Origin of the sequence: Devosia sp. 919 (assembly GCF_013185965.1) — a bacterium.
Taxonomy (GTDB): Bacteria; Pseudomonadota; Alphaproteobacteria; order Rhizobiales; family Devosiaceae; genus Devosia.
In genome coordinates this window covers 1,846,142-1,867,413 of sequence record NZ_JABAOL010000001.1, presented here as the reverse complement: position 1 = coordinate 1,867,413, position 21,272 = coordinate 1,846,142, and the positions used below count along the sequence as shown (strand labels likewise).

General features: G+C 63.8%; 19 protein-coding genes. 12 read left to right on the top strand and 7 right to left on the bottom strand.

Annotated features, from left to right (window positions below; translation table 11 throughout):
• Positions 1–25 precede the first annotated feature (25 nt).
• Positions 26–772 carry a glycerophosphoryl diester phosphodiesterase gene (locus HRQ64_RS09000; RefSeq protein WP_172123047.1) on the top strand — a complete coding sequence of 249 codons (747 nt, stop codon included), beginning with the start codon at positions 26–28 and terminating at the stop codon, positions 770–772.
• Between the two features lie 6 nt (positions 773–778).
• Positions 779–1,561 (top strand): DeoR/GlpR family DNA-binding transcription regulator, encoded by a 783-nt coding sequence (locus tag HRQ64_RS08995; RefSeq protein WP_172124921.1) that lies wholly within the window; start codon positions 779–781, stop codon positions 1,559–1,561.
• A 46-nt stretch (positions 1,562–1,607) separates the two neighbouring features.
• Here HRQ64_RS08995 and HRQ64_RS08990 read toward each other — a convergent pair whose 3' ends face one another.
• The 5 genes from HRQ64_RS08990 to HRQ64_RS08970 all read right to left on the bottom strand — a co-directional run bounded on the left by HRQ64_RS08990 (position 1,608) and on the right by HRQ64_RS08970 (position 6,965).
• Positions 1,608–1,868, bottom strand: a complete 261-nt coding sequence (locus HRQ64_RS08990) for an SWIB/MDM2 domain-containing protein (RefSeq protein WP_127752763.1) — start codon at positions 1,866–1,868, stop codon at positions 1,608–1,610.
• A gap of 118 nt (positions 1,869–1,986) precedes the next feature.
• Entirely contained in the window at positions 1,987–4,686 is a 2,700-nt protein-coding gene (locus HRQ64_RS08985; RefSeq protein ID WP_172123046.1) for a sensor histidine kinase, read from the bottom strand.
• Positions 4,686–4,919: a hypothetical protein gene (locus HRQ64_RS08980; protein WP_172123045.1), complete on the bottom strand. Its 234-nt coding sequence runs from the start codon at positions 4,917–4,919 to the stop codon at positions 4,686–4,688. The genes HRQ64_RS08985 and HRQ64_RS08980 overlap by 1 nt, the downstream gene beginning before the upstream one ends.
• A complete protein-coding gene (locus HRQ64_RS08975) occupies positions 4,906–5,289 on the bottom strand; it encodes a response regulator (RefSeq protein WP_172123044.1) in 384 nt (127 codons plus the stop codon). Before HRQ64_RS08975 ends, HRQ64_RS08980 begins: the two co-directional genes overlap by 14 nt.
• 53 nt (positions 5,290–5,342) lie before the next feature.
• On the bottom strand, positions 5,343–6,965 hold the full coding sequence (locus tag HRQ64_RS08970; protein ID WP_172123043.1) for an XRE family transcriptional regulator: 1,623 nt from the start codon (positions 6,963–6,965) through the stop codon (positions 5,343–5,345).
• A gap of 179 nt (positions 6,966–7,144) precedes the next feature.
• On the opposite strand from HRQ64_RS08970, the gene HRQ64_RS08965 reads away from it, so the two are divergent.
• From HRQ64_RS08965 to HRQ64_RS08935, 7 genes are all read left to right on the top strand, one after another.
• Positions 7,145–8,503: a substrate-binding protein gene (locus tag HRQ64_RS08965; protein WP_172123042.1), complete on the top strand. Its 1,359-nt coding sequence runs from the start codon at positions 7,145–7,147 to the stop codon at positions 8,501–8,503.
• Positions 8,504–8,677: 174 nt separating this feature from the next.
• Positions 8,678–9,706, top strand: a complete 1,029-nt coding sequence (locus tag HRQ64_RS08960; protein ID WP_172124919.1) for a branched-chain amino acid ABC transporter permease — start codon at positions 8,678–8,680, stop codon at positions 9,704–9,706.
• Position 9,707: 1 nt separating this feature from the next.
• A complete protein-coding gene (locus HRQ64_RS08955; RefSeq protein WP_172123041.1) occupies positions 9,708–10,856 on the top strand; it encodes a branched-chain amino acid ABC transporter permease in 1,149 nt (382 codons plus the stop codon).
• 11 nt (positions 10,857–10,867) lie between these two features.
• Complete coding sequence (locus HRQ64_RS08950) at positions 10,868–11,635, top strand: ABC transporter ATP-binding protein (RefSeq protein WP_172123040.1); 768 nt, start codon at positions 10,868–10,870, stop codon at positions 11,633–11,635.
• Positions 11,632–12,402 carry an ABC transporter ATP-binding protein gene (locus HRQ64_RS08945; protein ID WP_172123039.1) on the top strand — a complete coding sequence of 257 codons (771 nt, stop codon included), beginning with the start codon at positions 11,632–11,634 and terminating at the stop codon, positions 12,400–12,402. The genes HRQ64_RS08950 and HRQ64_RS08945 overlap by 4 nt, the downstream gene beginning before the upstream one ends.
• 117 nt (positions 12,403–12,519) lie before the next feature.
• Positions 12,520–13,209: an alpha/beta hydrolase-fold protein gene (locus tag HRQ64_RS08940; protein ID WP_172123038.1), complete on the top strand. Its 690-nt coding sequence runs from the start codon at positions 12,520–12,522 to the stop codon at positions 13,207–13,209.
• 144 nt (positions 13,210–13,353) lie between these two features.
• Entirely contained in the window at positions 13,354–14,979 is a 1,626-nt protein-coding gene (locus HRQ64_RS08935; protein WP_172123037.1) for an MFS transporter, read from the top strand.
• Between the two features lie 931 nt (positions 14,980–15,910).
• Here the strand turns inward: HRQ64_RS08935 and HRQ64_RS08925 are convergent.
• Positions 15,911–16,501: an SH3 domain-containing protein gene (locus tag HRQ64_RS08925; RefSeq protein ID WP_172123035.1), complete on the bottom strand. Its 591-nt coding sequence runs from the start codon at positions 16,499–16,501 to the stop codon at positions 15,911–15,913.
• A gap of 151 nt (positions 16,502–16,652) precedes the next feature.
• A complete protein-coding gene (locus HRQ64_RS08920) occupies positions 16,653–17,300 on the bottom strand; it encodes a DUF2161 family putative PD-(D/E)XK-type phosphodiesterase (RefSeq protein WP_172123034.1) in 648 nt (215 codons plus the stop codon).
• Between the two features lie 267 nt (positions 17,301–17,567).
• On the opposite strand from HRQ64_RS08920, the gene HRQ64_RS08915 reads away from it, so the two are divergent.
• Genes HRQ64_RS08915 through HRQ64_RS08905 form a run of 3 tightly spaced genes read left to right on the top strand, consistent with a single transcriptional unit; the run spans position 17,568 to position 21,267 of the window.
• Entirely contained in the window at positions 17,568–18,683 is a 1,116-nt protein-coding gene (locus HRQ64_RS08915; protein ID WP_248307017.1) for a sugar ABC transporter substrate-binding protein, read from the top strand.
• Positions 18,684–18,739: 56 nt separating this feature from the next.
• Positions 18,740–20,284: a sugar ABC transporter ATP-binding protein gene (locus tag HRQ64_RS08910; protein ID WP_172123032.1), complete on the top strand. Its 1,545-nt coding sequence runs from the start codon at positions 18,740–18,742 to the stop codon at positions 20,282–20,284.
• The gene (locus tag HRQ64_RS08905) at positions 20,281–21,267 is read left to right on the top strand and encodes an ABC transporter permease (protein ID WP_172123031.1); all 987 of its coding nucleotides are present in this window, start codon (positions 20,281–20,283) and stop codon (positions 21,265–21,267) included. The genes HRQ64_RS08910 and HRQ64_RS08905 overlap by 4 nt, the downstream gene beginning before the upstream one ends.
• The last annotated feature ends 5 nt before the right edge of the window (positions 21,268–21,272 follow it).

Genomic DNA, 21,272 nt, shown 5'->3' with positions numbered 1-21,272 from the left:
CAGGACGACCGCAGAAGGAACGCGCATGACCAACAGCACCCCCAACGGCCCGCAGCGGGACGAAGTGCAGGCCCATCGTGGCGCCTCACTTGCGGCGCCGGAAAACACCATTGCCGCCTTTCGGGCCGCAGCCGACCAGGGCGCTAAATGGGTGGAGCTGGACGTTGCCCTGCTCCAGGACGGCACCCTGGTGGTGATCCACGACGACAGCGTCGACCGGACCACGACGGGCACGGGTTCGCTGGGCGCGTTGAAGCGCAGTGCGTTGGCCGAACTCGACGCAGGCGCCCGGTTCGGGGACGCGTTCAAAGGCGAGCGCATCCCGACGCTCGACGAAGTGCTGGCGGTGCTGGGCGAGCTTGGCGTTGGCGCCAATATCGAGATCAAGCAGCACAAGCACCACCGTTCGCTCGAGCAACTGACCGGAGCTGTGCAAAGCGCCATCGAGGGGTGCCCTGCCCTGCCCCCGATCATGATTTCGAGCTTTGACCCCGCGGCATTGGCAGCAATGCATCGGCTGTTCCCGGAGATGGAGCTAGCAATGCTGTGGAGCAAGCTGCCGGCCGACTGGGCCGAGCAGCTCGCGGCCATTCCGGCGAGCAGCGTGCACCTCGACTACAAGGCGCTCAGCATCGGCTTTCTGGAACAGGCGCGCGAGCGCGGCGTCAAGGTGCGGGCCTGGACGGTCAACGAGCCCGCGGTCCTGGCGTCCTTCTGGCCCGCGGGGCTAACCGGCGTGATCACCGACGACCCGAAGGTGTTTCTAGGCTAGTGCGTGATGGGGTTGAACATGCTGTCGGGCCGACAACGCGACATTCTTGCTCGCATTGAAACCGAAGGGGCTCAGTATATCGAGACCCTGGCTGCCCGCTACCGCGTGACGACGCAAACAATCCGCCGCGACATCAACACACTTTGCGATCTGGGCTTTGCCCGGCGCTTCCATGGCGGCGCCGATGTGCCGGTGGAAGCCCATAATATCTCGGTGCATGCCCGGGTGGCGCAGAACAGCGGCGCCAAGCAACGCATTGGCAAGCGTATCGCGGCGGCGATCGAGCCGGGCTCAACCGTGTTCATGGGCATTGGGAGTACGGTGCAATATGTGGCCGAGGCGATGCGCGAGCACCAGGGGGTCACCGTCGTGACCAACAATATCGATGTGGCGCTGACGCTGTGTAATGCGTCCCAGATCGAGGTGCATCTCACCGGCGGGCTGTTGCGGCACAATGACCGCGACGTGGTGGGCGCCGATGTGCTGCGGTTTTTCGAGAAGTTCTATGCGTCCTATGCCGTGATCGGCGCGGGCGCCCTGCATCCCAGCAATGGGGTGCTGGACTTCAGCTATAGCGAGGCGCAGATCACCTCAACGCTGGTGGAAAATTCGCGTCTGAGTTTTCTGGCGGCAGATGCCAGCAAGTGGACGCGCGAGGCGGCGGTCAAGGTGGTGCCGTTCAGCAAGATTACCTGCCTGTTCACGGACCGGTTGCCCGACGGCGGGGTGGCGCAGAGCCTCGGCGCCTTCGGCACCCAGGTGGTGCTGTGCGACGAGGTTCTGGCCTGATCGGAATGGCTGGGCCCCGCCGAAAACGGTCGGCCCGCCGGAAGAACTAGCCGAGGTGCTTGGACACCAGGGCTGTCATCTCGAACATGGTGACGGTATCCTTGCCGCCGAACACGGTCTTGAGCTTGTCATCGGCCTTGATGTTGCGCTTGTTCTGGGGGTCCTGAAGGTCGTTCTTCTTGATGTATTCCCAGACCTTCTTGGTTACGTCAGGGCGGGACATCGGGCCTTTGCCGACAATCGGCACCAGGTCGGGACCGACCTCCACAGGCTTGGATAGTCCGGAGTTCGCCTTCTTTTCGGCCATTCATCAGCTCCAATATGTGTCAGCGTTCGGCATAAACGATGGATAAGCGATATTGTTCAAAATAGGCAGAATAGGTCAGAAGGGCGCAGTATAGGGCGGTCTGCCCCTCAGCACCGGATCAGCAAGCTAGTTGCAGCTGCACGCGGAAGCAAGCGCCCGGCAAGGGGCCATCGACGAGTTCGAGCGTGCCGTGCATGCGCTCAACGATTTGCCGGGAAATGGCAAGGCCAAGGCCGGCGCCGCCTTTTTCGGTGAGGCCCCGCTTGCCGCGGCTGAATTTCTCGAAAATGAGCGTGCGCTCCTCGGTGGGAATGCCGGGGCCGTTGTCCACCACCTCGACGGCGTAACTGCCTGAGCGAACAGCGGTTTGTACCCGCACAACGGGCGCGGGCGCGTTGTTGTAGCGGATGGCGTTGATGATGAGATTGATGAAGACCTGGCAGAGGCGATCGGCGTCGCCTTCGACCAGCGCGGCGGGAGCGCGCTCGCCCAATTCGAGCCGGACGCCATGCTGGCGCAGGGCGGCTTCGCACACCACCAGCGCGCGATCGAGCGCCGCCTGGGGATCGGTGGGCGTGTTTTCCCAGGCGCGTTCGCCGCGCTCAAGGGCGCTGAGATCGAGGATTTCGTCGAGCAGCTTGGTCAGGCGCAGCGATTCCTGGTGGATGGTCCCGACGAAGTGCTGGCGCTGGCGCTCGCTGATGTCGGGCTCTTCGAGCAGGATTTCGGAAAAGGAGCGGATGGAGGTCATGGGGGTGCGCACTTCGTGGCTGACCTGGCTGAGGAAATCGTCCTTGCGGATATCGAGTTCGCGCAGGCGCCCATTGGCGTCTTCGAGCTGGCGGGCGGTGGAGCGCAGCTCGGCTGAGGTGAGCTCGAGCTGCTGGGAATATTCAATGACCTGCTGGGTTTCGTCCGCCATCTGCATCATTTCCTCCAGCGAAATGTCGCTGCCCGAGACGACCTTGGAGAGCATCACATGGGCGGAAGCGGCGCCGATGGAGCCTGCGAGCTCCCGCTCGAGCCGGCCGATGAATTCGGGGGTGGGATCGAGCTGGTCCGCCTCGACGCCGGCTTCGCGAGCGGCGGTTTCAAACAGCGCTGCGGCGCGGCGCTCGCCCAGGACGCGTTCGGCGACAAAGTAAAGATCGTTGGCCGTGGCCGAGCCCAGAACAAAATTGCCGCGGGCGTGCTGGCCTCGCTTGAACACGTCGAGGAAGACGCTGGCCTGGAGGCGCTCAAGGGCTGACTGACGGGTGAGGAGCGAGACGATGGTCAGGGTGAGGACGTTGACAGTGAGGCTCCAGAAGGCGGCATGGGCCAGCGGGTCCCAGCCATCCAGCCCGAACATGGCCTCGGGGCGCAGCCAGGATATGCCCCAGGGCCCCTCGGCCAAAAGCATGGCGACGGCGGGAGAAACGGACTCAAAGGACGGCAGGAAGCTGCACCAGACCCAGAAGACAAAGCCCAGCGCGATGGCAGAGGTCGCGGCCTTGAGCGAGGCTTCGCGCCAGAACAGGGCCGCGAGCACGGCGGGGAAGAACTGGGCGATGCCGGTGAAGGAAATGAGGCCAATGGGCGCCAGGGCGTCGGAGTCGCGGGTGAAAAAGAAGTAGAAAAAGCCCAGCGACAGGATCAAGACGATCGAGACGCGCCGGGCATTGAGCAGGAGCCGCGTGACCCCCTGCCCGTCCCCGCTGCTGCCGGCACTGAAGCGCAGGATCAGCGGCATGAGGATGTGGTTGGACACCATGATCGAAAGCGCAATGGACTCAAGGATGATCATGGAGGTGGCGGAGGAAAAGCCGCCGATAAAGGCGAGGAGCGCCAAGCCATCCTGGCCAAAGGCCATGGGCAGGGTCAGGGCGAACATGTCGGGGTTGGAGCCTGCGGGCATGGTGGTGAGCCCGAACACCGCAATGGGCAGGATGAAGAGGCTCATCAACAGCATATAGGCGGGGAAGGCCCAGCTCGCGACGCGCAGATGGTTCTCGTCGGAGTTCTCGACCACGGTGACCTGGAACTGCCGGGGCAGGCAAACAATCGCGGCAACCGAAAGGGCAAGCGTGGTCAACCAGCGGCTATCAAAGGTCTTGGCGGCATCGACGGCGACGCCCAACTCGGCCGCCCGGCTGAAGATGGCCTCAAAGCCACCGCCGACATAAACCACGAAAATGCCAACGGTCAGGAGCGCGGCGAGCTTGACCACGGCTTCAAAGGCAATGGCGGCGACGACGCCGTGGTGCTGCTCCTTGGCGTCCACATGGCGGGTGCCAAAAAGGATGGTGAAGAGCGCCATGCCCGCCGCGATGCCGAGCGCGAGGCCGACATCATCGATGCCGGCGAGGCTCCCCTGCCCGAACTCGGAGGCCCCGGCGACGGCCTGGATGGACGAGGTCACCGCCTTGAGCTGGAGCGCGATATAGGGGGCGATGCCGACCACGGCGATGCAGGTGACGAGCACGGCAAGGCGGTTGGATTTGCCGAAGCGCGAGGACAGCAGATCGGCCACGGAGGTGATGCGCTGATGGTGGCTGATGCGCACGAGGCGGCGGAGCAGGAACCACCAGCCCACGAAAACGAGCGTGGGGCCAAGATAAATGGTGAGGAATTCGAGGCCGCTGCGGGCGGCATTACCGACGGCGCCGTAGAAGGTCCAGCTGGTGCAATAGACCGAGATGGAGAGGGTATAAACAGCGGGGGAATGGAGGAACGAGCGCTGGTTGGCGCGGGCGCGGCGATCACCCAGATAGGCCAGCACGAAGAGCAGTCCGACATAGCCGATAGCCGTGGCAATCACGAAATCGGCCGACAGCATCAGCGTTCACCCTCGCCGGCATCGGGGTCGGCCGGCTCGGGCGGAAGCGCGCCGGCGAGCAAGGCGGTGCCGATAATCAGGGCCAGCCAAAGGGCGAACAGGTAAAAGACGATCTGGGGGATGCCGAAATGGGCGATGTCCTGGTTGAACACATAGACCAGCGGGGGCAGCATCAGCATGGCGCCCAGTATGGTGAGCACCAGCATGGCCGGGATGAGCCTAGAGCGGTCCACCGGGCTCGCCCAGCAATTGCCTGACCGCGCCCACCACCTCGGCATTGGCATAGGGTTTGGTGACGAAATCACTGGCGCCCAGTTCGGCGGCAATGCGACGGTCCTGCTGCTGGCCCTTGGCGGTCAGGATCAGCACCGGCAGGTGCTCGGTATCGGCATTGGCGCGGATATGCTTGAGCACCTCAAAGCCCGAGCGCTTGGGCAGCATGACGTCGAGCACCAGGATGCGCGGGCGCAGGCGGCGCACCGCCTCTAGCGCCGCATCACCGTCGGTCACGGCGCTTATTGTCCAGCCGGCGCGCCGCAGAATGAAATCGAGCGATTCCAGAATGCTCGGTTCATCCTCGGCAATGACAATATCGATTGCCAAAGTCCCCCCTTACCTGCGGTCTCCCCTCCGCAAGTTCATGCACTAAAGCGCAATCACGCCGGATCGCCAAGGCCAAACTGGTGTGGCAGCAAGGGCGCGCGATCCGGAGCCGTGCTGCCGCCGGGGGCAAGAGGTTCTTCCTGCCGGCTGGCGCAGTCACGACGGGTGCACAGGCGACAGGCGGGCCCGACGGGAATATCGGCGGCCGGGTTAGAGAGATCGAGCCCGGCGCCATAGACCGTGCGATCGGCATGAAGCACGTCGCAGGCGAGCATCACCGAGGAGATGGCGGGTTGTTCGCGATAGGACCCGGCGCGGCGCTGCACCGTGCGGGCAAGAAACAGGTAACGGGAGCCATCGGAAAAGCGGACGACTTGGCGCAGCAGCGCCTCAGGGGTGCGGAAGGCGCCATAGATGGCCCATAGCGGGCAGGCATGGCCGCTATTGGGCAGCAGGAGGCCAGGCAGGGGAAAATGCTTGGTGAGCCGCCCGGCCGGATCGGAGCGCAGGAAGCCGAAGGGGATGCCCTCCTGCCCCGGCCGGCGCAGGGTCACGAGGCGATGGGCGACTTGCTCATAGCTGGCGTTGAAGCTCTGGCGGAGGTGATCGAGGTCATAGGCGCAGCTTTCGGCGCGCTGCAGCATCTGCCCATAGGGGAAAACGATGGCCCCGGCCAGATAGGAGCCGACGGCGCGGGCGGCGAGGCGCCGGGCTGTGGGCGTGGATAGCAGCGCATTTTGCAGGGTGAGCGCGATGGCATCGGGAGCGGCCAGTTCCCCATACAGGCGGGCCAGCTGGAACTGGCGCGTTGCGAGGGTGGAGGCACCGGCAAACCACATCCGGCGCGTTGCCGCATCAAAGCTGTATTGACCGGGAAAGCCTGGCTCGGGCGGCGGGCCGCCAGCCGTAACCTCAATGCCGAAGCGGGTGGCGAGCAGGGTCGTCAAGGTGGCGGGGCCAAAGGAGCCGGCGCGCTCGAGCTGGGCCCGCAAGTGCTCGGCCGCCTCTTCGAGCAGCGGGAAATGGTTGTGCTGCTCGATGATGAGATCGTCGATTTCACGCGCCGGCGAGCCGCTGCGCCGGCTTTCGCTCGCGGTTTCGAACTGGCCGATAAGGTTGCGCGCGACTTCCGAAAGGGTGCGCGCTTCCCGCCCAATGGCAGCAAGGAACTGGCGCCGCTCGGCCTCATCTAGATCCCCAACATCTTCAAGAATTTCGGCGCTGGAGCGCACGGCGGTGATGCCTGAAAGGATCTGGTGGAGCAATTCCCCCAGCAGGGGGTCCGAGCGCAGCCGATCGGCATAGGCATCGGCATTGGACTGGGCGGTGGCATAGGCGCGATGCAGCCGCGCGAGAGCGGTGGCGCTGGCGGGATATTGGGCGACGAGTTCGCGCCGCTCATCGGGCCGGAAGGGCAGCGACTCAAGCAAGGGATCGGCATGGGCTTCCTCGAGCTCCTGGAGCAGCTTTTGCTCGGTACGCCCGGCGAGTTCATCGATATCGATCTGCAACTGGGCCGCGACCCGGTTCAGCAGCGCCCCGCCGATGTCGCGCTTGTTGTTTTCGATGAGGTTCAAATAGCTCGGCGAAATACCAAGGCTGCGGGCCAGGGCTGCCTGCGAAATCTTGAGCGATTTCCGCCGGTTGCTGATGCGAAACCCGATCGGCGCCCGCATGCCCTCCCCTCCCCTTGTAAATTGATTGACTGGTTATCGGCCCAGCCTGATCAACAATTTACAGAATAGCGCTGCAATAACAATGCACTATTGCTGTCGTTTTACTGAGGTGGAAATATTCACCGGCGGTGAGCGGCTGGCTATGCATCAGTTGCCCCGCGCCAAAAGGAGGAACACCAATGACACTTCTCAAGCGTGGCCTGTCCCGCCGCAGGGTTTTGCAGACCGGCCTGGCCGGCATAATCGCCACGGGCGTCGCCCCCGCCATTTTCACCCGCGGCGCCTGGGCGCAGGAATTCTGCAACAATCCAACGGGCGACACCGTCACCTTCGGGCTCAACCTGCCGCTGACCGGCGCTTATGCCGAAGAAGGCGCGGACGAGCAGAAGGCCTATGAACTGGCCGTCAAGCACCTCAATGGCGAAGGCGACGGTGGGCTTGTGGCCATGCTCAAGCCCACCGCACTCAAGGGCAATGGCATTTTGGGCAAGAAGGTCGCGTTCGTGACCTCGGACAGCCAGACCAAGGCCGATGTGGCCCGCGCCGGCGCCACCCGCATGATCGAGCGCGACGGCGCCATCATGGTCACGGGCGGCTCGTCCTCGGCCGAAGCCATTGCCGTGCAGGGCCTGTGCCAGGAAATGGGCGTCATCTTCATGGCGGGCCTCACCCATTCCAACGACACCACCGGCAAGGACAAGCGCCGCTACGGCTTCCGCCATTTCTTCAATGCCTACCAGTCTGGCGTGGGTCTCGCCCCGGTGCTTGGCCAGGAATATGGCGCCGACCGGCGCGCTTATCACCTGACGGCCGATTATACTTGGGGCTGGACGCAGGAAGAATCGATCAAGAACGCCACCGAGGCGCTGGGTTGGCAAACGGTGCAGGCCGTGCGCACCCCGCTGGGGGCTGCCGATTTCAGCCAGTATCTGACGCCGATCCTCAATTCGGGCGCCGATGTGCTGATCCTCAACCACTATGGCACGGACATGGTCAATTCGCTGACCCAGGCGGTGCAGTTCGGCATGCGTGACCGGCAGGCCAATGGCAAGGACTTCCAGATCGTCACCCCGCTGATTTCCGAGCTGATGGCCAAGGGCGCGGGCGAAAGCGTCAAGGGCATTTTCGGCACCTCGAACTGGCACTGGAACCTGCAGGATCCGGGCACGCAGGCCTTCACCAAGTCTTTTGGTGCCGCCTATGGCTCCCCGCCATCGCAGGCCGCGCACACCGCCTATGTGCAGGCGCTGCTTTATGCCGATGCGGTGGAGCGTGCGGGGACATTCTATCCGCCAGCGGTGATCGCGGCGCTGGAAGGCTTCGAGTTCGACGGCATGGGCAATGGTCCGACCCTGTATCGCGCCGAAGATCACCAGTGCATCAAGAACGTGCTCGTGGTGCAGGGCAATCAAAGCCCGACCAGCCAATTCGACGTGCTCAACATCGTCCAGGAAATTCCGCGCGCCGATGTGGCTTACGATCCAGCGATGTTCGGCGGCGATCTTGGGCCGGCCGAGCCGGCGCCGATCTGCGCTTAGCCAAGTTTCCCCGCGCCACTCCCCCCGTGGCGCGGGTTTTTTGTTCAGAAGAGCTCATCCAAAGCCTGTTGACGGGTGAGGCGCGCCACTAGGCCGCGAGCCACGTCCTCGTGGTTCGACAGGCTCACCATGAGGACTACTGCGGATGCCGCCGAGTTCGAGAACCAGACCATGATCGACGTGATATTCCTGCAGTTCCTCAATGGGCTCGACAAAGGCGCCGCTTACGCGCTGATCGCGCTGGGGCTCACCCTGGTGTTCGGCACGCTGGGGGTGGTCAACTTCGCCCACGGCGCGCTGTTCATGCTGGGGGCCTTTTGTGCCGTGCTGTTCCGGCAGTTCCTGACGCTGGAAACAGTAACGGTCGACCCCACCAAGCTTTCGCCCTGGGGCACGCCGCTCGAAGTGCGCGAGCCGCTGGTGCAGGCCTGGTTCGGCGATTGGGGTGCGGTGCTGGTGAACTATTCGGTGCCGGTGTCGATCATTGTCACCATCCCCATCATGCTGGTGATCGGGGTGGCGCTTGAGCGCGGCATCATCAAGCACTTCTACAAGCGTCCCCATGCCGAGCAGATCCTTGTGACTTTTGGTCTGGCGATTGTGGCGCAAGAGCTAATCAAAGCGTTTTTCGGCCCCAATCCCATTCCCCAGCCAATGCCCACCGATCTGCGCGGCGCCGCCGATATCGGGGCGTTCCTCGGCATGCAGGCCGGGGTGATCACCTACCCGATCTGGCGGCTGATCTATTTCCTGTTCTCGGCGGCGATCATCGGGGCGGTGTTTGCTTTCCTGCAGTTCACCACTTTCGGCATGGTGGTGCGCGCCGGCATGGCCGATCGCGAAACCGTGGGCCTGCTCGGGATCGATATCGACCGGCGCTTCACCATCATGTTCGGGCTGGCGGCGGTGGTCGCGGGGCTGGCGGGGGTGATGTACACGCCGCTGCTGCCGCCGAACTACCATATCGGCATGGACTTCCTCGTGCTCAGCTTCGTGGTCGTGGTCGTGGGTGGCATGGGCTCCCTGCCGGGCGCGGTGGCCGCGGGGTTCCTGCTCGGAATCCTGCAATCCTTTGCCTCGATGACGCAGGTGAAGGCCCTTATTCCCGGCATCGACCAGATCATCATCTACCTGGTTGCCGTCGTAATCCTGTTGGTATTGCCGCGTGGGCTGTTTGGCCGCCGTGGCGTGATGGAGGGTTGAGATGCGCGCCATGTCCCGCAACGACCTGCTGCTGTTTCTGGGCTTTTCGGCGGCCGTGCTGCTGATGCCGATCTGGATGCAGCCCTTTGGCGCCGCTTATCCCGACCTGCTGCAACGCTTCATGATCTTTGCCATCTTCGCGGTGGGGTTCAACATCCTCTTCGGGCTGACGGGCTATCTCAGCTTCGGGCATGCCGCGTTTTTCGGCGTCGGCTCCTATGCGGCGGTGTGGTCGTTCAAGCTGCTGAGCCTCGATGCTATCCCAGCGCTGGTGTTTGCCATCGTGGTCTCGGGCGTGTTTGCGCTGCTGATCGGCTATATGAGCCTGCGGCGCTCGGGCATCTACTTTTCCATCCTGACGCTCGCTTTTGCGCAGATGAGCTATAACCTCGCTTATTCCGTGCTAACCCCGATTACCAATGGTGAAACCGGGCTGCAGCTGACGCTGGGCGATCCCCGCCATCTTGATGCTGCGATCGGGCAGAGCAGTGTTGGCCAGCCGGTGCCGACGCTGCTGGGCCAGTCGCTGGGTGGGTTTGCCGGTTTCTACTTCTGCGCGGGCTTCTTGATCCTGGCGTTCTTCCTTGCCCAGCGCATCACCGGCTCGCCCTTTGGCATGATGCTCAAGGGGATCAAGTCCAACCAGACGCGGATGAACTATACCGGCTTCAACACCAAGCCCTATACGCTGGCGGCTTTCGTGATCTCGGGCATGTATGCCGGGCTCGCAGGGGCTTTGCTGGCCGTGACCGATCCGCTGGCCGGCGCCGAGCGCATGCAGTGGACGGCCTCGGGCGAAGTGGTGCTGATGACCATCCTGGGTGGCGCGGGCACGCTTGTCGGTCCAGTGATCGGGGCCTGGCTGATCAAATATTTCGAGAACATCTTTTCGGCGATCAATGATTCGGTGCTGCGCCGCTTCTTTGGTTTCCTGCCTGACGGGGTTGCAGAGGGATTCGTGACGGTCACCAGCAAGTTCGTCGGGGAAGGCTGGTTCCTGACCCTAGGGCTCGTTTTCGTGCTGATCGTCGTGTTCCTGCCCGGCGGGATCATGGAAGGGGTGCGCCGGATCGCTGGGTTATTCAACCGCTCGCGTCCCTCGCCCACCGTGCCTGGCAAGCCCCTCCGGCAAGCGCAACCGGCTGAATGAGGACGCCAGCGATGACCACACCCAATGTCGTTCTTCACGTTGCCGATGTGCACAAGCGCTTCGGGGGCCTGCATGCCCTGGCCGATATCGATTTGCAGGTCGAGGAAGGCCAGACCCACGCCATTATCGGGCCCAATGGCGCGGGCAAATCGACCCTGCTCAATGTGATCATCGGCAAGCTCGCACCTTCGAGCGGCCAAGTGGTGTTCGATGGCGCGGTGCTGACGGGGCGCAAGCCTTATCAGATCAACCAGCTCGGCATCGCCCGGGTGTTCCAGACCCCCGAGATCTTCGCAGATCTGAGCGTGCTGCATAATGTGATGATCCCGGCGCTGGCCAAGCGCGATGGCGCGTTCAAGCTCAACCTCATGCGCTCGCTCGACAGCGAAACGGCCATCCGCGATGAAGCCGAGCACATGCTGGAGGATGTCGGCATGCATAGCCGGCGAGAGATGGCGGCGGGAAGCCTGAGCCGTGGCGACAAGCGGCGCATGGAACTGGCGATGTGCCTGATCCAGCATCCCCGCCTGTTGCTGCTCGATGAACCCACTGCCGGCATGAGCCGGCACGACACCAATACCACGATCGAGCTGCTGCAAAAGATCAAGGCGCGGGGCATGACCAAGGTGATTATCGAGCACGACATGCATGTGGTGTTTTCGTTGGCCGACAAGATTTCGGTGCTGGCGCAAGGTCGCATCATCGCCGATGGCACGCCCGACCAGGTGCGCGGCAATCCTAAAGTTCAGGAAGCCTATCTGGGGGGAGCGCACGCATGAGCACGATCACTCTCGAGGGACAAAAGACGCGCGTTGCCCAGGCCGCGGCGGTGGAAACCACCCGCCCATTCTTTTCCGTGCGCGACCTGCACGCCTATTACGGCGAAAGCTATATCGTCCAGGGCGTGTCGCTGGATGTGCGCAAGGGCGAAATCCTGGCGCTGCTGGGGCGCAATGGGGCGGGCAAGACTTCGACCCTGCGCACGATTGCCCGGACCGACAATCCCCAATTGCGGCAAGGCGAAATCTGGCTGGATGGTCAGCCCATCCACCAGATGAAGTCGTTCCAGGCCGCGCGCGCCGGTATTCAGCTCGTACCCGAAGACCGGCGCATCATTGCCGGGCTGACTGTCGAGGAAAACATTACATTGGCCAAGGTGGCGCCCGGCAATGGCTGGGGCCTCGAGCAAATCTACCAGAGCTTTCCGCGCCTGGCGGAGCGACGCAAGCAGGAGGGCGTGACGCTATCGGGCGGCGAGCAGCAGATGCTGGCGATCGCCCGGGCGCTGGCGCGTGACCTAAAACTGCTGCTGCTCGATGAGCCTTATGAAGGCTTGGCTCCGGTGATCGTGCAGGAGATCGAACGGATTCTGCATTCAATCAAGCCGCTGGGGATCACGACGATTATTGTGGAGCAGAATGCGATTGCGGCGCTGAACCTGGCGGACCGGGCGGTGATCCTTGATACGGGGGAAACGGTGTTTAGTGGTACGGCGGCCGAAGTGCTCGACAATGCCGAGCTGCGCCAGGAATATCTCGCGATTTAGGCGCTATAGGGCGCGCCGGCAGGACTCTGTCGCTCGCGAGTGCTGTTTGAGCCTGCCGAGGATTACACCGGGGAACCGCGGCGGCGCATCGAAGTTGGAGGGGCAAGGAGTTTTGCCATGCCCACAGCTCAGGAACTCTGGCGCGCGGCGGTTCTGAGCGCCCAGCCCTCTTCCCAGCGCCAATCTCATCCGCCCCATGCGGGCCGCATCTGGCCTTTGGGTGAAGGCGAGCGGCAGCCTGCGCTGTTTGTGCCCAGGAACTTGCCGCAGACACCGGTTCCGCTCGTCGTGTTGCTGCATGGTGCCGGCGGGACCGCTTCGGATATCTTGCCGGTGCTGCAGGAGCATGCCGATGCGCTCAAATTCCTGATCCTGGCGCCGCAATCGCGCGCCCCGACTTGGGATGTGATCGCGCATCAGTATGGGCCAGATGTCCGGCAGATCGACGAGGCGCTGGCAACGGTGTTCAGCACTTTCGCGGTGGATCCCGAGCGTGTTGCCGTGGCGGGTTTTTCCGACGGTGCCTCTTATGCCTTGAGCCTTGGGCTCAGCAATGGGCAGTTGTTCGGGTCAGTCCTCGCATTCTCGCCGGGTTTTCTCGCCCCCAGCCGTGAGGAGGGCAAGCCGCGCATCTTTATCTCCCATGGGCGCCAGGACAATGTGCTGCCGGTCGAGCGCTGCAGCCGCCGCATTGTGCCCGCCCTCGAAGCGGGCGGCTATGAGGTTCGGTATGACGAGTTTACGGGCGGGCATATCGTGCCCAGCAGTGCGGTAAAGGCGGCATTGGACTTGTTCCTGACCCCTTGATGAGGTTGGGTGCGGCAGCAGCGGATCGAGCAGCGACTCGAGGCGCTGAGGCTGCCGATTTGAAGCAATGTTGCAGGCAAGTTGGGCCCGCAACCTGTTGGCCGCGATGGTGTTCCATCACCAGGCGCATGAAAAGGAACTGGTATGTCTGAACGAGCGTCCGTGCTTGCTCCCTTCCGGCACGAGACCTTCCGTTTGCTTTGGCTGGCAACGCTCGCCTCCAATCTTGGCGGGCTGGTGCAGTCGGTTGGCGCCGGCTGGATGATGACCACGCTCACAGACTCCCACAATATGGTAGCGCTGGTGCAGGCCTCGACCACCTTGCCCATCATGATCTTTTCGCTGGCGGCGGGTGCCTTGGCGGACAATTTCGACCGGCGCACGGTGATGATCATTGCCCAATGCGGCATGGCGCTGGTGTCGGTTGCGCTGGCGGTGATGGGCTATCTTGGCTTGCTCAATCCCTGGCTGCTGCTGACATTCACCTTCCTGATCGGCTGCGGCACGGCCCTGTTCAATCCGTCCTGGCAGGCCTCAATGGGCGATATCGTGCCGCGCTCGGACCTGCCAGGCGCGGTGACGCTCAACAGCGTCGGCTTCAACATGATGCGCAGCGTTGGACCGGCGATTGGGGGGCTGATTGTGGCCATTGCCGGGGCAGCGGCGGCGTTTGCGCTCAATGCCGTTTCATATCTGCCGCTGATCGTGGCACTGGGGCGCTGGAAATCGCCGCCGCTCAACACCAAGCTGCCGCGCGAGCGCTTTGGCAGCGCGATGTGGGCGGGCATTCGTTATGTGTCGCTATCTCCCAACCTGACCATTGTCCTCTTTCGTGGGTTGCTGTTCGGGCTGGCGGCTATTTCGGTGCTGGCGCTGCTGCCTTCGGTGGCCAATGAATATGTGGGGGGTGGCGCCTTTGTTTATGGCAGCCTGCTCGGCTTTTTCGGGCTGGGGGCGATTGGCGGCGCGTTTCTGAACGGCGCAATCCGCGAGCGCTACAGCAATGAAACCATTGTGCGGATCGCCTGCGTGGTATTTGCGCTGAGCTGCGCGGGCTTGGGATTCAGCCGGCAACCGGTGCTCAGCCACCTGGCGCTGCTGCCGGCGGGAGCGAGTTGGGTGCTGGCACTGTCGCTGTTCAATGTCTCGATCCAGCTCTCGACACCCCGCTGGGTGGTGGGGCGGGCGCTGTCGCTCTACCAGACCGCAACCTTTGGCGGCATGGCGGCGGGAAGCTGGCTGTGGGGGAGCGTGGCCGATCTTTGGGGGCCGGACTGGTCGCTGGCCAGCGCGGCCCTCGCCTTGCTCGGCTGCGCGCTGATCGGGTTCGTCTTGCCCCTGCCCCAATTCAGCTCGCGCGATCTGACGCCGCTCAACAAGTTCAACGAGCCGGTGCTCCGACTGGAATTACGCCCCCGCAGCGGGCCAGTGATGGTCATGGTCGACTACCAAATCGCCCAGGAAGACGTGGAAGAGTTCCTTGCGCTGATGAATGAGCGCCGCCGCATTCGCCGGCGCGATGGGGCCCGGCAATGGGCGCTGTTGCGGGATCTCGAAAAGCCCGAGATCTGGACCGAAACCTACCATGTGCCGACCTGGATCGATTATGTGCGCCACAATATGCGCCGCACCAAGGCCGATGCCGACAATCTCGAGAAACTGCGCGCCCTGCATCGTGGGGAGAACCCACCACTGGTGCATCGGCTGATCGAACGGCAAACCGTGCCGCTGACCGATGACATGCCGATGCGGCCGGGCCCCCAGATCTGAGTTTTCCGAGGCTTATGCAAGAAAGCCGCGCCCGTTCAGGACGCGGCTCTGTGCGATTTTGAGGAAGAGCTTCTAGTCGATGCGCGGCGGTGGCAGGGGCGGTCCCCCATTGCCACCAGAGCCTGAACCGGAGTTCGGCGGCGGGGGTGGTGGTGGTGGGCCACCGTCCGAGCCAGGTCCTGGTCCGGGCCCCGGTCCGGGTCCGGGTCCGGGCCCCGGTCCGGGTCCGGGTCCAGGTCCAGGTCCGGGTCCAGGTCCGGGTCCTGGTCCGGGTTCAGGTCCGGGTCCGGGTTCAGGTCCGGGTCCAGGTCCAGGTCCCGGTCCAGGTCCAGGTCCAGGAGGCGGTCCCGGAGGAGGGCCAGGAGGACGTGGCGGCGGCCGGGGAGGATTCCAATCCGGCGGGCCGAAATTGAAGCTGAACACCGTCGCGGGCACCCTGGGGCGCCGCAGTTCGGCCAGATAACGGCCGGAAACCCAGCCTTCGGTGCGCCGGGTTTCGACGTAGCACCAGCCGCGGCGGCAGCCATCGACCTCGACGCGATCCCCTTGCCGCAGGACGGCGACTGGCGCGTAGTTGGTCCCAGGTCCGGTTCGAACATTGACGTTTGTTGTCGCCACGGCGGGCGCGGCAAGTGCAGCTCCGGCCATGCCGAAGAGCATCAAGCCGCCTAAGGCGGCGGGTAGCGATTTCGATTTCATTGCCGGAGTGTCCTCTTTGGTTACGAGCGCTTTGCGCCCTTGGCGCAAGCGGCGCCTCGTGAGGTCGACACCAGCATTAATGGCGGCGGCGTGAAGCCTGTTCCGTCACCGATGGTTGATAAGAATGAAGGGAAAATATGCTGTAAATCAGCGGGTTAGCAGCGGATCACCTGCTATGTGCAAGAGGCACGAAAAAGCCGCGCCACCGAGTGGGGCGCGGCTGTTTTGCTTCTTAGCTACGGTCGCAATTGGGCCAGTTGGGCATGCCCAAAGTGCACTTGGCGCCGTCATCGCGCGGACGATCAGGACCGGCATTGCCGCGGTCCGGACCATCGCCACGGCCTGGGCCATCACCGCGGCCGTCGCCACGCCCCGGACCGTCGCCACGGCCATCACCGCGACCCGGGCCATCGCCGCGGCCGTCACCGCGGCCAGGCCCACGGCCGTCCCAGTCACGATCAGGGCGGCGCGGACCGTCCCAGTCACGCCCTGGACGATGGCGCGGGGCTTCCCAACGTGGGGGCGCACCGAAATCGAACTGGAACACGGTGGCAGGACGCGAAGGACGGTTGCGTTCGGCCAGGTAGCGCCAGGAAACCCAACCCTCGGTGCGGCGGGTCTCGATATAGCACCAGCCGGCGCGACAGCCTTCGACATCAACGCGATCACCACGGCGCAGCGTATCGACAGCGTAGTAATCGGTCCCGGGACCGGAACGAACATTAACGTTGGCGGTGGCAATAGCGGGCGCGGCAAGTGCGGCTCCGGCCATGCCAACCAGCATGATGCTGCTCAAGGCAGCCCTTAGCAATTTTGATTTCATTGCCGCGATGTCCTTTTAAGTTTGGGGGGCGATTCCGCCCTGAGCGCACAAAGCGCCTAATGAGGTGAACGGCGGATGAACGGCGCACGGCCCGGCTTGTTCCCTCGCTGCGCGGCAGGCAAACTTGACGAATGTGGTTCGGGCTTCGCCCCTAGTCGGCCGGTGAAACAGATGAGCGACCAAGCTCGGTCAGGCCATAGACGCCCCGGCTTTCACGCACGAACCAGCCATAGACATTGCGGCGCAGGATGATGGGAGCGCGATCGACAACCGTCCTGAGTTGTTTGGGTGACTGGGGCCCGGCCAGCATGGCCTGGGCGCAGGCGATGCAATCCTGCCGGTAGGCGGTCATGATGGGCTGGCGGTTGCCGCCGCCCTTGTTGGGATCGCCGATGCGGCGGCGATGCTCGTCAAGGAGGCGCGAGCGGCGCTTGGGGTTGCGGCGCGGGGTGGCGGCAAAGGGAGCCACCAGCACCTCGACCGCTCCCGAGGTCGAGACGCCGAGCAGGCCAAAACCCAAGCGACGGCAGAGATTGCGATAGCGCGCATCGGCTTCGCGCCCCCTGCCCGCCTTGGAGAGGCGCGCGGCGAGCCAGACTTCGTCGCAGGCGGGGGCGCGATCCACGCCCTGCAGCACGAGTTCGAGATTGAAGCTCAGCTTGAGCTCGCAGACCACCAGAACGGGCGGCTCGCCTTCGCGCACACCCAAGAGGTCGCAGCCATTGACCTCGCCTTTGACGGTGAAGCCCTGTTTTTCCATGAAGCGTTTGAGGGGAGGATAAAGGTCGCTTTCGGCCATGGCACCGCTGTTGATTTGCCGGGGACATGGACAGCGCGGCAGCCCGTCGCGCCGGGCCGATGAGGGCGAAAGACGCGGGGGCGGCTCGTGTTGCAAATGTCGCTCACGGGGGCTCGCAGGCCCCAAAACGGCATGTTAGCATGATTCTGCGCAAGCCTCCGGGGCGAGCGGAAACGGGTGGATGCTGGCAAACCAGTGCACAACAACCCGGCCGCCGAGACCCCGACCTTTGCGCAAGCCAAAGTTCTCTGGGAGGAGACAATGAACATGCTACGCACCACTTCGGTGGCTATCGGCGTCTTGCTGCTTTCGACCGGGCTGACTGCCGCGCAGCCCGAGATCGTCGAAGGCCCGTCCGACGACGCGCAATGCTACGTGCCCACCACGGAAGACACCCAGTTCTTCCAGTTTCCCGCCAAAACCGGCCCCTATCGCATCGCGCTGGCCAATGGCTATGTCGCCAATACCTGGCGCATCCAGATGATCCAGACGGCCAAGGCTTATGCGGCGCAGCCCGAAGTCGCCGAGCGGCTGGAGGAATTCAAGGTCGTTTCCACCGGCGAGGACGTGGCGGCGCAGATTTCGGCCATCAACAACTTCATCGATTCCGGCTACGACGCCGTGGTTGTCAACGCGCAGAACCCGCAGGCTTTTGCACCGGTGATCAAGCGCGCCAGGGATGCCGGGGTGATCCTCGTGGCGTTCGACAATACGCTCGACACCAAGGATGCCATCAACGTCAATGTTGACCAGAAGGGCCTCGGCGAGCTCTGGGGCAATTGGCTGGTGCAGCACCTGCCCGAGGGCGGCAAGATCCTGGAAGTACGCGGGGTCGCCGGCACTTCGGTCGATACCGATCGCCATAACGGCATCCACGAAGTGTTCGCCAATTCGGGCAAGACCTTTGAAGTGGTCGAGGTCGTGGGCAAGTGGGACGATGGCGTGGCCCAGAAAGCCGCGGCCGACGCCTTTGCCGTGCATGGCCAGTTCGACGGCATTACCGCGCAGGGCGGTGACACCGGCGTGGTGCAGGCCATGCTCGATGCCAAGCACCCGATGGTCCCCTTTGGCGGGGAAACCGAGAACGGGTTCCGCAAGTTCTGCGCGCAATATTCGACCGATGGGCTCAAATGCTCTTCGGCGGGCTCGGGGCCAGCGCAGGTCGCCGTGGCGATCAAGACCGCCATCGATGCGCTCGACGGCAAGGTGATCCCGCAGGCGATCAACCTGCCGCTCGACATCACTGAAGATCCCAACTTCGTTGACGGCACCAATTTCTACACCGCCGAATCCGACAACTTTTTTGTCGGCAACTCCTTCCCCACCTGCGGCATCAATTTCAGCGCGCAGGAAATCATGAGCCAGACCGAAGGCAATCAGTAAGGGCCTATTGCGGGGGCCTTCGGGCTCCCGCACCCGGTGGATGGCTTGGGGGTGACATGGACAATACCGCTCCGCTCTTTCGCATGGAAGGGATATCCAAACGCTATGGTGGCGTGCGGGCGATGGAGAAGGCCGACCTCGTGGTCGAGGCCGGGCGCGTGCACGCTATCCTCGGCGAAAACGGTGCGGGGAAGTCGACGCTGATCAAAATCATGTCGGGGGTGGTGGCGCCCGACGAAGGGCAGATGTTCCTCGATGGCCGGCCGGTGAGCTTTCCCGATCCGGGGGCGGCGAATGCGGCGGGGATCGTCTGCATCTTCCAGGAACTGTCGCTGATCCCCGAGCTTTCGGTGGCCGACAACATCATTGCCGCCAACCCGCCGACACGGTTCGGGCTCATCAACCGGCGCGAGCAGCGGCGGCTGGCCGAAGCGGCCCTGGCCCGGGCGGGGGCCGAGGACATCCATCCCCTGGCGCTGATCAAGGATTTGCCGCTGTCGCGCCGGCAATTGGTGGAGATCGCCAAGGCGCTGGCGCGCAAGCCGCGGCTGCTGATCCTGGATGAAGCCACTTCTGCGCTGACCGCGGCAGACGTCGCCAAGGTGTTTGGCGTGCTCAAGCGGTTGCGCAGCGAGGGGCTGGGACTGCTCTATATTTCGCACCGCATGCATGAGATCGCCGAATTGGCTGATACCTGCACGGTGTTTCGCAATGGCAGCAAGGTCGCCAGTTTTGCGGCGGGCACGCGCAGCGACAGCGAAGTCATCGAGATGATGATCGGGCGGGAATATTCCAATGTGTTTCCGCCCAAGCCGGCGCCCCTGCCCGCTTCGATCAGGCCCGTGCTGGCTGTGCGGAACCTGACCTGGACCGACCGGCTCAACAACATTTCCTTTGGCGTGCGGCCCGGCGAAGTCCTTGGGCTTGGGGGGCTCGACGGCCAGGGGCAGCGCGAATTGCTGCTCGCCCTCTTCGGGGTGTTGCGCGGCACCGGCGGGGAGATCCTCGTCGATGGGCAAGCGAGAAAGCTCACCGGTCCGCGCGCCGCCAAGGCGCCGCCGGTCGGCATGGCGCTGATCCCCGAGGATCGCAAAACCGAGGGGCTGATGCTGCCCATGTCGGTGCTGGAGAATCTGAGCCTGGCGAGCATGAGCCGTATTTCCCATGCCGGCATCATCGACAAGGGGGCCGAACGGCAAGCGGCCGACGAGATGATCAAGCTCTTGGCGATCAAAACGGCCAGCACCGAAGTGCCGGTGGGAGCGCTTTCGGGCGGCAACCAGCAAAAGGTGGTGATTGCCAAATGGCTGATGGGGCAGCCGCGCATCATCCTCCTCAATGATCCCACCCGCGGCATCGATGTGGGCACCAAGCAGGAAATCTACCAGCTGTTGCGCCAGCTGGCGGATGGGGGCGCGGCGATCATTCTCTACTCCACCGATTATGACGAGCTGATCGGCTGCTGCGACCGGGTGCTGGTGATGTATGACGGCGCGATCAAGCGCGAACTGGTGGGCGAGGAGATCACCGAGCGCGCGCTGATCGGCAGTGCCCTCAACGTGGAAATGACGAGGGAGGCCGGCGCACCGGCACAAGTATGAGAGACTGGCGCTTTCATTTCGCGGCCCAGCGCGGCACGCTCCTGGCGTTGCTGATCTTTGTGGCGATGTTCACGCTCTATGTCGCCAACCACCCCGCGGGGTTCACCGCCAATGTGGTGCAGACCGCGGCCAACAAGGGCGTTTTGCTGGCCTTCGTCGCGATGGCGCAGACCTTTGTGGTGCTGACTGCCGGGATCGACCTGTCGGTCGGGATGATCTTCATTCTCGCCAATTGTGTGGCCTCGTACCTCCTGGGTGGCACGAGTTGGGAAACGGGGCTCGGGCTTTGCGCCACGCTGCTGGTGGGCGTGGCATGCGGGGCGATCAATGGCTTGATCGTGATCTTCGGGCGCTTGCAGCCCATCGTCGCGACTATCGCCACGGGGGCGGTCTATTTCGGCATTGCCTTGATCCTGCGACCCTTTCCCGGCTCCGGCCCCAACTTCAACTCCGGCTTGGCCGACGCGCTCACCGGGCGCTTGTTCGGCGTTGTCCCGACGAGCCTCGTCGTGCTGCTCGGGGTCGTGCTGGTGATCTGGGTGCCATTCCAGCGCTCGGTGCTGGGGCGCGCCGCCTATGCGGTCGGGTCGGCTGAGATGGCCGCCTATATGTCGGGCATGCCGATCCGGCGGGCCAAGTTCCTTGCCTATGTGCTCTCGGGCCTCCTAGCAGCGATTGGCGGGATCTTTTTGACCTTCTTCACCTATTCGGGCGAAGCCTCGCTCTCCAACGGCAACACCTACACGCTCTATGCCATCGCCGCGGTGGTGCTGGGCGGGGTGTCGCTGTTTGGCGGGCGTGGCTCGGCGATCGGCGCGATCTTTGGCGCCCTCGCCTTCCGCGCCATCGGCGATCTGTTGTTCGTGTTCGATCTTGATCCGCTTTACCAACCGCTGTTCCAGGGCATTGTGCTGCTGCTGGCGGTGTCGCTCGGTTCGGCCCGGCTGTTCCAGGTTCGCAACCGGCTCGACCTGTTTTCGTGAGGCCG

What these genes read in the sequence shown, in the direction of transcription:
- HRQ64_RS09000 (WP_172123047.1), top strand. Translation starts at nt 26, where the DNA reads ATGACCAACAGCACCCCCAACGGCCCGCAGCGGGACGAAGTGCAGGCC.
- HRQ64_RS08950 (WP_172123040.1), top strand. Translation starts at nt 10,868, where the DNA reads ATGACCACACCCAATGTCGTTCTTCACGTTGCCGATGTGCACAAGCGC.
- HRQ64_RS08910 (WP_172123032.1), top strand. Translation starts at nt 18,740, where the DNA reads ATGGACAATACCGCTCCGCTCTTTCGCATGGAAGGGATATCCAAACGC.
- HRQ64_RS08925 (WP_172123035.1), bottom strand. Translation starts at nt 16,501, where the DNA reads ATGAAATCAAAATTGCTAAGGGCTGCCTTGAGCAGCATCATGCTGGTT.
- HRQ64_RS08965 (WP_172123042.1), top strand. Translation starts at nt 7,145, where the DNA reads ATGACACTTCTCAAGCGTGGCCTGTCCCGCCGCAGGGTTTTGCAGACC.
- HRQ64_RS08905 (WP_172123031.1), top strand. Translation starts at nt 20,281, where the DNA reads ATGAGAGACTGGCGCTTTCATTTCGCGGCCCAGCGCGGCACGCTCCTG.
- HRQ64_RS08935 (WP_172123037.1), top strand. Translation starts at nt 13,354, where the DNA reads ATGTCTGAACGAGCGTCCGTGCTTGCTCCCTTCCGGCACGAGACCTTC.
- HRQ64_RS08955 (WP_172123041.1), top strand. Translation starts at nt 9,708, where the DNA reads ATGCGCGCCATGTCCCGCAACGACCTGCTGCTGTTTCTGGGCTTTTCG.
- HRQ64_RS08970 (WP_172123043.1), bottom strand. Translation starts at nt 6,965, where the DNA reads ATGCGGGCGCCGATCGGGTTTCGCATCAGCAACCGGCGGAAATCGCTC.
- HRQ64_RS08995 (WP_172124921.1), top strand. Translation starts at nt 779, where the DNA reads ATGGGGTTGAACATGCTGTCGGGCCGACAACGCGACATTCTTGCTCGC.
- HRQ64_RS08915 (WP_248307017.1), top strand. Translation starts at nt 17,568, where the DNA reads ATGCTACGCACCACTTCGGTGGCTATCGGCGTCTTGCTGCTTTCGACC.
- HRQ64_RS08940 (WP_172123038.1), top strand. Translation starts at nt 12,520, where the DNA reads ATGCCCACAGCTCAGGAACTCTGGCGCGCGGCGGTTCTGAGCGCCCAG.
- HRQ64_RS08920 (WP_172123034.1), bottom strand. Translation starts at nt 17,300, where the DNA reads ATGGCCGAAAGCGACCTTTATCCTCCCCTCAAACGCTTCATGGAAAAA.
- HRQ64_RS08990 (WP_127752763.1), bottom strand. Translation starts at nt 1,868, where the DNA reads ATGGCCGAAAAGAAGGCGAACTCCGGACTATCCAAGCCTGTGGAGGTC.
- HRQ64_RS08985 (WP_172123046.1), bottom strand. Translation starts at nt 4,686, where the DNA reads ATGCTGTCGGCCGATTTCGTGATTGCCACGGCTATCGGCTATGTCGGA.
- HRQ64_RS08945 (WP_172123039.1), top strand. Translation starts at nt 11,632, where the DNA reads ATGAGCACGATCACTCTCGAGGGACAAAAGACGCGCGTTGCCCAGGCC.